This is a genomic window from Mesorhizobium sp. M2A.F.Ca.ET.039.01.1.1 (assembly GCF_003998035.1).
Taxonomy (GTDB): domain Bacteria; phylum Pseudomonadota; class Alphaproteobacteria; order Rhizobiales; family Rhizobiaceae; genus Mesorhizobium.
The window spans coordinates 1-12491 of record NZ_RZRY01000118.1 but is presented as its reverse complement, the minus strand read 5'-3'; the positions used below and the strand labels follow the sequence as shown (position 1 = coordinate 12491).

Genomic DNA, 12491 nt, shown 5'->3' with positions numbered 1-12491 from the left:
GTTTTTCAGCGTGCGCCAGGCATAGCTCAACGGCCACTTGTCGCGGCCGATGCGCGAGATCGTCGGCTCCAGCGGGAAGTTCATCGCCCCCGGCGGATGCGCCGGCTGCATCGAAGCCAGAACGCCAAGTTCGGCGAAGCGCGGCACGTCGGGCGCCGTGATCACCTCGATATGCTCGACGCGGTGGCGGCTGTCGCGCCTGCCGTTCTTCTTCGCCGCCGCCTGATAGCCGTCGAGCACCGCGCGAACCGCGCCATCGCCGATCGAATGCACGGCGATCTGCAACCCGCGCCTATCGGCCTCGACCGCGACCTCGGCGAAATGCTGCGGCGAAAACAGCGGCTCGCCGCGCCAACCGGGACGGTCGGCATAGTCGTCGACCATCACCGCGGTCCAGGAATCCAGCACGCCGTCATAGAAGACCTTGACCATGCCGGAGGACAGCCACTCGGACTTGTAGGTTGCGGCCATCCGCGAGGCTTTTTCCAGCATGTCCAGCTTCATGAAGTTCTTGAAGTGGAACGGGATTTTGGTGCGGCAAAGCAACCGTCCCTCTTTTTCCAGATCGGCCAGCAGCTCGAGCTGGTAGAAGTTGCCGTCCATGTTCTGGATCGATGTGATGCCTTGCTTGGCGCACCATTCAAGCCCGCGATGCATCAGATCGCGATCGGCCGCCAGCTCGCTTGGCGAAGGATGAGGATCCGGCTCGACTCCCTCCAGGCCAAGCCGCGCGCGATTTGCCCCGTAGTGGTCGAGGACCGGCCCGAACGCCTCGCTCTCGCGCAGCTCGCCTGCGGCAAGCCCGTCCGCGCCCATGACGATCTCGTTGCCTTGGCCGACCTCCTTGCCATGCAGCAGGCCGGCCTCTTCCAGCGCCTTGGTGTTCGCCCACATCGTATGGTGGTCGGATGCCGACATGACGAAGGGCCGGTCAGGAATGATGCGGTCGAGATCGTGGCGCGTCACCGGCTCGGGCAGAATCGCGTAGTCGACGCCGGCGCCGATCAGCAGCTTGGCGTCCGGGCGCTTCGCGGCGAAATCCTGGATCGCGTCGCGCAGCGCGTCGAAGCCATGCACGCCCGCCAGATGCAGATTGTCGAGCTCGGCCGCGCCGCCGAACAGATGCATATGCGCCTCGATGAAACCCGGCAGCACCGAGCCGCCCTGGGCGTCGACAATTTTTGTCGCCGGTCCTTTGAGTTCTTCGATGGAAGCGCGGCTGCCGATGGCGATGATGACGCCGTCCTTGACGGCGATAGCCTCGGCGGCAGGATTGTCATCGTCCATGGTCAGCACTCGACCGTTGACGACCACCAGATCCGCACCACCAACCGACATCGCGACTCCACATTTGCTGAGGGACCGACAGCGCGAAGTCCTGCGAGCCGCCGCTCCACCGGGGCGGCGCCGTGGGACAAAGTCGATGCCGATGCGCCGTCTTCGAAATTCCCCTTGTTATCGTTGAAGACAGCGTGGATAAAGAATGCGACTGTTTATTCGCGTTTGTCAACAGCCGGAATTTGGCATGTATAGTGGACTGCACCGCGTGAGGCCGAGCGGGGAATGGGGGCAACGAGCAGTGAAGCGCAGTCTCGACCGCAAGACCAAAATAGCGCTCGAGCCGCGCAAGCAGCCACGGCAGCAACGGTCGAGCAAGGTGGTCGACAGGATTCTCGACGCAGCGCTGATCCTGACCCGCGAGCAAGGAACCAAGACCCCGACGACGCTCGCCATCGCGCAGCGCGCCGGCCTATCAGTCGGTTCGGTCTACCAATATTTCCCCAACAAGGAAGCCATCCTTCTCGAACTCGGCAGGCGCTGGCTGTCTTCCTTTCCCGAGGTGATTGCCAAGCGTATCAAAGTTGCCCAGCCCACCAACCGCGACGAGTTTCAGCGCGAAGTGCGCAAGCTCTTCATCGACACATCCAGGCTCTATCTCGACAACGTCACGCTGATGCCGGTGATCGAGGCGATATCCGGCAATGCCGACCTGAGGCCGATCCAGGATGGATACGACAAGGAGATCATCGCCCTCTACGCAGCCTGGCTGCAGCATGTGAACCCGGCGCTCGAGGAAAAGACCGCCAAGCGGCTGGGCCTGGTGATGATGGAGGTCGGGCACGCCTGCAGGCTTGTCGGACTGAAGCGGGATCGCAAGACATTCGACCTCATAGAGGACGATGTGGAAGCCATGTGGCTGGCTCTCGTGACCCCCTATCTCAACCTCGACTGATTTCGCACCTCCAACTGTTTTCGTACTTCCAGGGGAATTCCATGAAGACTGTCTTTTCGCCGCTTCACGCCGGTCATTCAGGCCAGATGGAACTGGTCACATCGGCCATCGTGCCCGGCTTCGAGAAACCGTCGCGAGCCGAATTCATCAAGGCGCGGGTGGAGAGCGAGAAGCTCGGGCCGATCATCGGACCGGTCGAGCACGACCTCGCCGCCGCCAAGCGCGTGCATGATGCCCACTACATCGATTTCCTGCCGACGGTCTGGCCGGAATGGGTCGCCGCCGGTTTCACGGGCTCGGCCATGGGCTTCACCTGGCCGACGCGCGGCCTGCGCGGCGACGTTCCGCCGAAGCGCGTCGACGCCCTGCTCGGCTATTATTCCTTCGATGCCGGCGCCACCTTCGTCGAAGGCACCTGGGCGGCGATCAAGTCATCCTATGATGTCGCGCTGACCGCCGCCGCCCTCGTCAAGGGCGGCGAGCGCACCGCCTTCGCGCTTTGCCGCCCGCCCGGCCATCATGCGGGTGCCGCCTTCATGGGGGGCTATTGCTTCATCAACAACGCCGCCGTCGTCGCGCAATGGTTCCGCGACCAGGGCGCCAGGCGCGTGTCGATCCTCGATGTCGACTACCACCACGGCAACGGCACGCAGGAGATCTTCTATCGCCGCGGCGATATCCAGGTACTCAACCTGCATGGCGACCCGATGGTCGAGTATCCCTTCTTTCTCGGCCACGCCGATGAGCGCGGCGAAGGCGAAGGCGAAGGTTTCAACGTCAACTACCCGATGCCCTTCGGCACCGACTGGGACGGCTGGAGCGCATCGCTGGAGGATGCCTGCGGCAAGCTCACCGCCTACGCCCCCGATGTCGTCATCGTCTCGCTCGGCGTCGACACCTTCGAGAAGGACCCGATCAGCCAGTTCAAGCTGAAGAGCGTCGACTACCCCAAGATCGGCCGCCGCATCGCCAGGCTCGGCCTGCCGACGCTGTTCGTCATGGAAGGCGGCTACGCCGTGGAAGAGATCGGCATCAATGCCGTCGGCGTGCTGACCGGCTTCGAGGATCGCTGATCCCCACCCGAATGGGCCTACGCCCCCGGATGCAACCGGGGGCGTATTTGTTGCAGCCGCGCGGCGAAAGGCTCAATTCAGCTTTGAAATCACCGCCAAGCAACGCGAAAACCGGCCGCTGAGTCGCAACGCGAGTCCACCGGATTCGATTTTGTCAAATCGCATTTGATGTCGGATTCATCTGCGGGTAGATTAGACCCGAATCAGCCGGTCCACGGGGGGCGCGGCGACCACCCAAAGTCTCAAGTTCCGGCGCCAGGCCGGCACCAGACGCGGACGGTTTCGCGTTCCCTGGAGGGATTCGGCGCGGTTGGGGCGCCGTTCGCGTCCGTGAGTGTGTCTTCGTAAACGTGATGTGTTTCGGGTCCGGCCGCCGGCTTCGCCAGCACCGGGCACAAGGATCGATTCCGGCAAGAATCCAAGAATTGGAAATGAGCAGTCCCGCCGCGCTTCTCCAACCCGATGCTTCAGGCCCGCACCTGACGTCCCGCGGCGATCTCACCGGTTTTTTCATGCAGCTTGCAGCCGACATCGGCGCAGACAGCTACATGCTGGTCGCCATTGTGCATGACCAGGACCGCAACGACGCGCGCATCGTCTCCTCGAACTGGATCTTCGATGCCATCGAGCTGATCGGCAAAAGGCTGATCGCCAACCTGGCGCTCGGACCTCTGACCGTGGCGCCGGGGGTGCGTCCGAAGCCGTTGGTGGCGGCGCACGCGCCCGACGCCGGCGCATTGCTGACCGGCGAAGAGGCCCGCCTGCTCGACGTGCTCGGCCATGCCGAAATCTACTCGTTGCGGCTCAATGTCGGCCGCCAGCGCCTGTTCGTGCTGTTCTCGGCCGCCGAGGCAGGCAAGATCGACCTGACGGCCCTGATGAAGGCGCAGCTCAAATGCTGCTATGCGCTTTCCAGCATTCCGCAGTTGATCGCGGCGGCATCCATGCAGGACCCGTTGTCGGACCGCGAGCGCGAATGCCTGTTCTGGGTTTCGGAAGGCAAGACCACCGACGAGGTGGCCGTCATCCTCGGCGTCTCGTCCAACACCGTCAACAGCTACATCACGCACGCCATCCAGAAGTTCGCGGCCTCGAACCGCGCGATGGCGATCGCGACGGCGATCAGGAGCGGCATCATTTGAAGCACGCACAGGTCAAAGAGGCGGCCGCCGCCCTTTTCAACGATCAGCGCAATCCCTTCGGCGCCTTCTCGCTGGGCTCGGAGACGCATCATGCGGCCACCATTCCGGATGCCGTGCGCCGCTGCCGCTGGATCGCGGTCGACATCAACGCCTCAGCCTTCGGCCTCTATTTCGTCAGCCCCTCGCCTGAGCGCGCGCGTCTCGTAGCGTGCTTCGATTCCGACTATCCGAGCACCGCGGTCGCGACCAAATTCATCTCCGGCGCCAATGGCGAGGATGTGGTGCGCCACAGCCGCATCTCGACCACGCCGCGCTGGTGGGCCGACGACGGCATCGCCGGATCGCGGCAGATCTTCCAGTCGCTCGCCTGGGCCGAGCCGACCGCGCCGCTGGCGCCCGGCACCAATGGCATCGCGCTTCCCGTGCATGCCGAGCGCGGTCAATGCGGTCTGGTCGTCTTCCTGGGCTCTGAGATGGCGTTATCCGACGACATGCTGTGCGAGATCCACGCTCGCTCCTTCGCGCTTTTCGCGGCCGTCGCCCGCATCCGCCCCAGCGACAGCGGCCGGATGCGTTCGATCTCCAAGCGCGAGCTCGAATGCCTGAAGCTGACCGCCAACGGCAACACCAGCGAAGAGATCGCCAAGCTTCTCAAGCTCTCGGTGCACACCGCCAACCAGTACCTCACCCAGTCGACGCAGAAGCTCAACGCGGTCAACCGCAACCAGGCGGTCGCCAAGGCGCTGCGGCTCGGCCTGATCGAGTAGCAACACCGAGCCTGCGGCGTTGTAAACGTGCCGCAGCGAAATTGGCTCGGCTGCAATCAGATCGTTACGGAAAAGCCAGCGGCTCGGTCCTGCGGATGCGCGCCTCCTCCACGGCATCCTCGAGCAAGGCAGTGTTGTGCTCAGGCGTCTCGCCGGGCTTCTCGAACGACACGTAGTTGACCACCACGGAAGGCCCGCGCTCGGTCAGCGTCAATTGGAAATAGACCGTCACGCCGCGCGGCCGCAGCTCGAGATCAAGCACGATGCGCGGACTGCCGCTCCAGTCGACATGCGCCTCGCCGCCATGGCCGAGCCGCAATGTGCCCGGCCGGAAGTAAAGCTCGGCCGCCGAATCCACCAGGTCCGACAGGCAGGCGAAATGCTCGAGCCGGATGAAGGCGATATAGTCGGCAACGTCGATCAGCCTCAACTCGCCCACAACAGGCTCGATGGCGCTGGCGACGATCAGCTCGCGGGAATTGGCGTGTGGTTGCCGGTCCATGGATTAGCGGCGTCCGTTCATTGGGTTGCTTTGCGCGAGGCCTTCTTCGAGTAGACGATCCGCACCAATTCGGCGACCGCCTGGTAGAATTGCGACGGGATCACGCTATCAACCGAAACTTGCTTGTACATGGAGCGCGCAAGCGTCACGTCCTCGAAGATCGGGATGTTGTTCTCCCTGGCGATCTCGCGGATCTTGAGCGCCACCAGATCCTGCCCCTTGGCGAGCACGATGGGAGCGGAATCCTCCCCGCGCACATATTTCAGCGCGATCGAATAGTGCGTCGGGTTGGCGATCACCAGCGTCGCGCGCGGGACCGCCGTCATCATGCGCTTGCGCGCCCGGTCGCGCGCCAGCGAGCGCAACCGCGACTTGACGATCGGATCGCCTTCCGACTGCTTCAGCTCGTCCTTCACTTCCTGCTTGGTCATGCGCAGGTCGCGCCGCCAGTGGAAACGCGACCATACGATGTCGACCACCGCGATCAGGCCCATGACGAAAACGATCGCCACCAAAATGTCGACGAAGATGCCGCGTATCACCAGGCCGAACGAGACCGGGTTGGTGATCATGCCGGCGAGCAGCTTGCGATGATCTTGCGAGAGCGTGAAGCTCAGCACCGCGATCGCGAAGCCAAGCTTTGCCAGCGATTTCAGGAATTCGACCCAGCCCTGCACGCCGAACATCCGGCTCCAGCCCTTGGCGATCGAGATGCGCGACAGCTGCGGCCTGATCCGTTCACCGACGATCTGCGGCAGGTTCTGGAAAACCGAAGCGCCGATGCCGGCAACCGTCAGGAGCACGAGCAGGCTGACGACGGCGCGGCCGATCTCGCTCATCACCTGCCTGTAGAGCGAGATGACGTCGGTCTCGGTGTCCATCGGCCAAGCTTCCGGCTTTTCCAGGAAGGTCGACAGGAACATGCCGAGGTCGACGATCGCATCCTTGGCGTAGAAGACCGCGAAAACCAGGATGGCGAGGAAGGACGCAAAGATCGCGGTCTCGCGCGAATGGGGCAGCTTGCCCTGTTCGATCGTGTCGCGGATCTTCTTTTCTGTGGCTTCCTCGGTTTTGGAATCCTTGTCGACCGCTTCCGCCATGACGCTCTGACCGTGTGGCTGTCGTCAGGCGGCTTCGGCGGTGGCTGCCTGCATCGAAGGCAGCTCGAAGGCGCCTTCGCGCGACAGCCGGATGGCGGCGCTCGATATGCTCTTGCGGGCCGCCATGATGTCGGCAAGCGCAATGCCTTCCGATCCCTGTCCAAGCTCGGATTCGATCATGCGGCGAGAGCGCGCGCCGATCGCCGACAGTGCCGATTCGGCCAGCTCCGGCGACGCGCCGCGAAGCGCCAGCGTGACGAGTTCGGTCGACAGCCCGTCGAAGAGCAGAACCCGGGCTTTCTGCGGCAGCAGCGGCAGATCGTCGAAGGCGAACAGCCGCGACTTGACGCCAGCGAGATCGGGCGTGCCGGCTTCCTCCAGGTCCTGCATCAGGTCGTCCAGTTCCGGCTTCGCCATCTCGTTGAGCATGCTGGCGACGCGTTCCTGCCCGGCCGTGGTGTCCCTGCTGGCCTTCTGCGACAGCACGCTCACGCGCAGCTGGTTCTCGACGATCCTGGATGCCGCGTCCGGGATGTTGGCCATCGTCACCATGCGCTTGATGATCTGGCTGCGCATCGGCTTTTCCATGGTGAGCAGAACATTGGCGGCGGCCTGCGGCGCCAGCTTCGAAAGCACCATCGCGGACGTCTGCGGATGCTCGCCCGCAAGGAAGGCGCCGAGCCTTGCCGGTTCGAGCTTCTCGACGTCCGGCCAGATCGGCGCGGGCCCTTCCGCGACCGGCTCGAACTTCTTCTCGCCCATGATGGCGCTCATCTCTTCGGGCGACAGCGATTCGTTGAGGATCGTGTCCATCCGGTCGGCCGAATCGAGCAGGCCCGCACCCTCGGTGAACTCGGCCTCGAACTCGGCGACGATGCGCTCCAGATCGGCCTGCGGGATGGTGCGCAAGAGACGCGCGCCCTCGATCAGCGCCTTCAGCTCATCCTGCTTGAAGAATTTGAGCAGCCGGCTGGCCGCAGGCTTGCCCATGGCCACCAGTATGGCTGCCGCTTTTTGCGGACGTGTCAGCGCCAATGCCGTCGTCATGCGTGTTGCCCTCGCTGCCGATTGGTCCGCCCGCCGACCATTCTCAGGCGCTCTTCGTCGCGGCGATGATCTCGGTGAGCCTGATGCCGAAGCGCGTCGGATCGCTTTCCAGCACCGTGATCTCGCCGCGCGCTATTCTGCGGCCGTTGACGACCACGTCGACCGGCTCGCCGATACGGCGGTTGAGCGCGACCGTGGAGCCCTTCTGCAGCGCCATCAGCTCCGAGACCGGCATTTCCGTGCTGCCGAGGATGATCTGCACGTCGACCGGAATGGTCATGATGATCGAGGAATTGGCGCCCGACTGAAAGGCGTCGTCCGGGCGCTTTTCCTCCTCCCGCAGCACGCCGCGCAGTTCCTCGATGGCGCGGTCGAGCTGTTCGTCGGGCTGGTCGGGTTCGGCTTCCACCTTGGTTTGTGCCATCTGTCGTCTCCATAAAAACCGGGCCTGGCGTCAGCCCGGCATCAGTCCGTCGATGAAATCCTGCCCGGCATCGTGCGGATGGCTGATGCGGACGGTGTAGTTCTGTCCGAGCTTGCCGAACTCGCAGACAAACAATGTCTTGTCGCGGGCGCTGAGTCTGGCGTTGAGCTGCGCATTCTCCTCGAATTCTATCACCTGGCCGGGCTCGAACGCGGCGAGGTCGCCGAGCGTCAGCCGGGCGAGCGGCATCGTCGCTTCGAGCCGGACGGTCGAGCGCATCACCTCTTCCGAGAAACGGGCACGCCAGTCGAATTCGCTGCTCTCGCCTTCCTCGACTTTGGCGTTTGCGCCACGCGTCGAGAGAAGGATGCGCTGTGGGATCATGACCGTGATCATGCCGGTATCGGTCTGCGTGGAGATGCCAAACACGATGCGGACTGCGGCGCCGTCGCGCAGGATGCGCCGCCTCGCTTCGCCGCCAGACGTTGCGCGAGGCACCGGCAGACGCAAATCCAATGAGCGCCGGCCCGATCCGTTGAGCGCCGTCGCGACCTCCTGGAACACGGTGGTCGCGACATCGGCCTCGATCTGCGACAGGTCGCGCTCGATCGGCGCCACCGGCTGGTCGGGATCGCCGCCGAACAGCGCGCTCACCATGACGGCGACCGCATGCGCATCCATCACCAGCGTCATGGCGTCGGCCGAGGTCGGCGACGAAACGATGGTCAGCGCAAAGGCATCGCCGGCGCGCGAACGCGCCTCGGGAACGCGGCCGACCTCCACCGCCTGCAGGTCGACGGTCACCGGCGCGCCGAGCTCGCTTGCAAGCGCCTTTTGCAGCACCGGGACCGCCCGTTCGGCCATGCCGCGGCCGACGCCGATCACCTGCGCCGCCTCGCCACTGTCGCCGACGAGACGCTCGATGATCAAGGCCCGCGTTTCTGACGGACTGGCCGGACTGGTCATGGCGGCAGGCGGCCCTGTCTCGGATCGAGCATGCTCAGGCCGCCTTCTTCTCGGCGGAGCCGGCGTTCATGGTGCTCTGCTCGACGGCATCGATCGTCGGACGCTCATAGGAGGAGATGGTCTTGCGACCGAATTCGATCGCCACCTGCGGCAAGGCGCCGTTCATATACGCAAGCAGCGTCTGCTTGACGATGATGTAGAGGCGGTTCTTCTTCTCGCGCACCGTCTTGATCTTGGTGGCGACCGGACCGACCACCGCATAGGACAGGAAGATGCCGAGGAAGGTTCCGACGAGCGCGGCGCCGATCAGGCCGCCGAGGATCTCGGGCGACTGGTCCAGCGCTCCCATCGCCTTCACCACGCCGAGCACGGCAGCCACGATGCCCAGCGCCGGCAGGCCGTCGCCGACCGCCACCATCGCGTGATAGGCCTTCAGCTTGTCGCTGCGGATCGTCTGGATCTCTTCATCCATCAGCGCCTCGATCTCGTGCGAGCGGGCATTGCCGATGATGATGATGCGGCAATAGTCGCAGATGAAATTCGTCAGGTCATGGTTCTTGAGCACGGTCGGGAAAGCCTGGAAGATGGCCGACTCCTCCGGATTGTCGATATGCGCCTCGACCTCGCTGCGCGATTTCGAGCGCAGTTCGCGCATCAGGCTGTGCAGGACGCCCAGCGTCTCGAGGTAGTCGCGCTCCTTCGGCACCGCCTGCTTGAAGGCCTCGAGAATGCCCTTGCCGGTGTCCTTGACCGTCTTCATCGGATTGGCGACCAGGAAGGTGCCGAGGGCCGCGCCACAGATGACCACCGCTTCCCAGGGCTGCAGCAGCACGTGCAGATGGCCGCCCATGGCCATGAAGCCGCCGAGAACGCAGCCGAGCGTCACCACAAGTCCGATCAGAATGCCCACGGCAGGTCCTTCCGCATGTCACGTCGTGGATCAGGGATAGTCCCCGTGCCTTGTGTGAGGCTTGAATCGAGGGCACCGGACACGATTCAGCTTCGCGCAAGGAAGTGACGTTATTGTTCCGGGATAGCTTCGGCCGGAGGCATGCCCTTGCTCAGTACCTATATCAGCTACCAGTTGATCGCCAAAGACATCCCCAAGTCTATCGCCCGCATCGAGCAGCAGCCGACGGTCGATCGCGACACCCAATACTATCTGGCCAACATCACCAAGGTGAAATCGATCGACGATTTCGTCAACAATGATCGCTTGTTCAAATACGCCATGAAGGCCTACGGGCTGGAGAACATGGACTACGCCAAGGCCTTCATGGTCAAGGCGCTGAAGGAAGGCGTTTCCGATCCCGACAGCTTCGCCAACAAGCTGACCGACAAGCGCTATGCCCAGTTCGTCAAAGCTTTCAATTTCGCGGCGGACGGCGCCAATGCGACCGCCTACAACCCGGCGCAGCAGCTGGTGACGAAAAACTACGCCATCCAGGCCCAGATCGCCGGCCTTGACCCGAATTCGGACTATGTGAAGGGCGAGACGACCTACTATCTCGCCAACATCACCAAGGTGAAATCTGTCGACGATCTGATGTCGAACAACCGGCTCTATACTTATGCACTGGCGGCCTACGGCCTGGATTCAGCAACCGAGGACAAGGACCTGATCAAGTCGGTCCTGCAAGGCGGCGTGCGTGATCCCGACAGCGTCGCCAACCAGCAGACCAACAAGGCCTATGCCGGGCTGGCCTCTGCCTTCAACTTCGAGCAATACGGCGCAAACACCACCACCTATGTTCAGGCGCAGCAGCCGACCGTCGACATTTACATGCGCCAGACGCTGGAGGAGGATGCCGGCAAGACCAACGAGGGCGTGCGGCTGGCGCTTTATTTCCAGCGCAAGGCGCCCGACATCACCAGCTGGTACGACGTGCTGGCAGACACCGCTTTGGCCAGCGTGGTGCGCACCGCGCTCGGCCTGCCTGATTCCTTCGCCACCGCCGACATCGACAAGCAGGCGCAGCTCTTCGGGCAGAAGCTCGACATCAAGGACTTCACCGACCCCGAGAAGCTCAGCAAGTTCCTGACCCGCTTCACCAGCATGTACGAGGTCGCCCACCCGACCTCGACGGCGGTGACGTCGGTCAGCGTGCTCTTCGCGCAGCCCACCAGTGTCGGCATCTCCACGGATCTGATGCTGGCCATGCAGCAATTGAAGTTCTGAGATCATGCAGGACAGTCTTTACGTCGCCCTTTCCTCTCAGATCGCGCTCGAGCGCCGTCTAGACACCATCGCCGACAACGTCGCCAATGCCTCGACCATCGGCTTTCGCGCCACCGGCGTGAAGTTCGAGGACGTGGTCTCGGGCACCGGGCCGAAGTCGGTCTCCTTCGCCTCCTCCGGCAATACCTATCTTTCCGGCGCGCATGGCGCACTGACCGAAACCGGCAACCCCTTCGACTTCGCCATCCAGGGCGACGCCTGGTTCGCCATCGATACGCCCGCCGGCACGGTGATGACGCGCGACGGCCGCTTCTCCATGAACGAGAACGGCGAGCTGATGTCGATCGAAGGCTATCCGGTGCTGGACAGCGGCGGCGCTCCCATCCAGCTCGATCCGCGCAACGGGCCGCCCAAGGCAGGCGCCGACGGCTCGCTCAGGCAGAACGACCAGCTGGTCGGAGCGATCGGTCTCTACAATTTCGACCCCGGCGAGAATTTCGTCCGCTACGGCAATTCGGGCATCGTTCCGGCGCGCACGCCCGAACCGGTCACCGATCGTTCGGACCTCGGTGTCGCACAAGGGTTTCTGGAAGAGTCGAACGTAAACCCGGTGCTGGAAATGACCCGGCTGATCCAAGTGCAGCGCGCTTTCGAGAACACGGCGGCGCTGATGCGGCAGACCGATTCCTCCACCGACGACGCCATCAAGACGCTCGGCTCGAAGTGACGGCATGACGACCGGCTCGTCCCTGTTGCGCGCTTCCGAGAGCCCGGCCAATTCCGGAAGGACGGACCGGCTGGCCGCGCTCGAACGCATCTGGCGCCGGTTCGACGATCCGCAGGCGTTGCTTGCGCGCGGCGGCCGCATCGCCGAGATATCGCCGACGCATTACAAGGTCCGCGGCCTGTCCGGGATTGCCAGGCTCGGCGACATCGTCGAGCAGCGCGGCAAGGCCGGCGCGCGACGCGGCGAGATCGTCAAGATCGGCAGCGACGAGGTGGTGATAGCTCCCTTCGAGCGCAGCGCCGATGCCGGTATCGGCGGCGCCGTCTTTCGT

General features: G+C 63.7%; 13 protein-coding genes and 1 pseudogene. 7 read left to right on the top strand and 7 right to left on the bottom strand.

Annotation, left to right across the window (positions count from 1 at the left end):
- Positions 1 to 1338: amidohydrolase (locus EOA24_RS12110; protein WP_133374499.1), on the bottom strand; the 1338-nt coding region annotated here is incomplete at its 3' end.
- 241 nt (positions 1339 to 1579) lie between these two features.
- Between EOA24_RS12110 and EOA24_RS12105 the strand changes: the two genes are divergently transcribed.
- From EOA24_RS12105 to EOA24_RS12090, 4 genes are all read left to right on the top strand, one after another.
- Positions 1580 to 2233, top strand: coding sequence for a TetR/AcrR family transcriptional regulator (locus tag EOA24_RS12105; protein WP_126081538.1), 654 nt, complete (start codon positions 1580 to 1582; stop codon positions 2231 to 2233).
- A 41-nt stretch (positions 2234 to 2274) separates the two neighbouring features.
- A complete protein-coding gene (locus tag EOA24_RS12100) occupies positions 2275 to 3306 on the top strand; it encodes a histone deacetylase family protein (RefSeq protein ID WP_126059637.1) in 1032 nt (343 codons plus the stop codon).
- Positions 3307 to 3737: 431 nt separating this feature from the next.
- Positions 3738 to 4448: a helix-turn-helix transcriptional regulator gene (locus EOA24_RS12095; protein ID WP_126059636.1), complete on the top strand. Its 711-nt coding sequence runs from the start codon at positions 3738 to 3740 to the stop codon at positions 4446 to 4448.
- Positions 4445 to 5215, top strand: coding sequence for a helix-turn-helix transcriptional regulator (locus EOA24_RS12090; RefSeq protein ID WP_126081537.1), 771 nt, complete (start codon positions 4445 to 4447; stop codon positions 5213 to 5215). The genes EOA24_RS12095 and EOA24_RS12090 overlap by 4 nt, the downstream gene beginning before the upstream one ends.
- Positions 5216 to 5279: 64 nt before the next feature.
- On the opposite strand, the gene EOA24_RS12085 is transcribed toward EOA24_RS12090, so the two are convergent.
- The 6 genes from EOA24_RS12085 to motA are packed head-to-tail and all read right to left on the bottom strand — an operon-like array spanning position 5280 to position 10164.
- A complete protein-coding gene (locus EOA24_RS12085) occupies positions 5280 to 5717 on the bottom strand; it encodes a hypothetical protein (protein ID WP_042640450.1) in 438 nt (145 codons plus the stop codon).
- A 17-nt stretch (positions 5718 to 5734) separates the two neighbouring features.
- Positions 5735 to 6817, bottom strand: coding sequence for a flagellar biosynthesis protein FlhB (flhB, locus tag EOA24_RS12080; protein WP_126081536.1), 1083 nt, complete (start codon positions 6815 to 6817; stop codon positions 5735 to 5737).
- Positions 6818 to 6841: 24 nt separating this feature from the next.
- Complete coding sequence (locus tag EOA24_RS12075) at positions 6842 to 7864, bottom strand: flagellar motor switch protein FliG (protein ID WP_126081535.1); 1023 nt, start codon at positions 7862 to 7864, stop codon at positions 6842 to 6844.
- A 43-nt stretch (positions 7865 to 7907) separates the two neighbouring features.
- Positions 7908 to 8288, bottom strand: coding sequence for a flagellar motor switch protein FliN (fliN, locus tag EOA24_RS12070; protein ID WP_126081534.1), 381 nt, complete (start codon positions 8286 to 8288; stop codon positions 7908 to 7910).
- Positions 8289 to 8318: 30 nt separating this feature from the next.
- Positions 8319 to 9254 (bottom strand): FliM/FliN family flagellar motor switch protein, encoded by a 936-nt coding sequence (locus tag EOA24_RS12065; RefSeq protein WP_126081533.1) that lies wholly within the window; start codon positions 9252 to 9254, stop codon positions 8319 to 8321.
- Positions 9255 to 9288: 34 nt separating this feature from the next.
- Positions 9289 to 10164: a flagellar motor stator protein MotA gene (gene motA / locus EOA24_RS12060; RefSeq protein WP_042640459.1), complete on the bottom strand. Its 876-nt coding sequence runs from the start codon at positions 10162 to 10164 to the stop codon at positions 9289 to 9291.
- Between the two features lie 147 nt (positions 10165 to 10311).
- On the opposite strand from motA, the gene EOA24_RS12055 reads away from it, so the two are divergent.
- From EOA24_RS12055 to fliI, 3 genes and pseudogenes are all read left to right on the top strand, one after another.
- Positions 10312 to 11433, top strand: coding sequence for a DUF1217 domain-containing protein (locus tag EOA24_RS12055; protein ID WP_126081532.1), 1122 nt, complete (start codon positions 10312 to 10314; stop codon positions 11431 to 11433).
- A gap of 4 nt (positions 11434 to 11437) precedes the next feature.
- Positions 11438 to 12160 (top strand): flagellar basal-body rod protein FlgF, encoded by a 723-nt coding sequence (gene flgF, locus EOA24_RS12050; RefSeq protein WP_126081531.1) that lies wholly within the window; start codon positions 11438 to 11440, stop codon positions 12158 to 12160.
- A 4-nt stretch (positions 12161 to 12164) separates the two neighbouring features.
- Positions 12165 to 12491: pseudogene (fliI, locus tag EOA24_RS12045) on the top strand (flagellum-specific ATP synthase FliI); the annotation flags it as partial.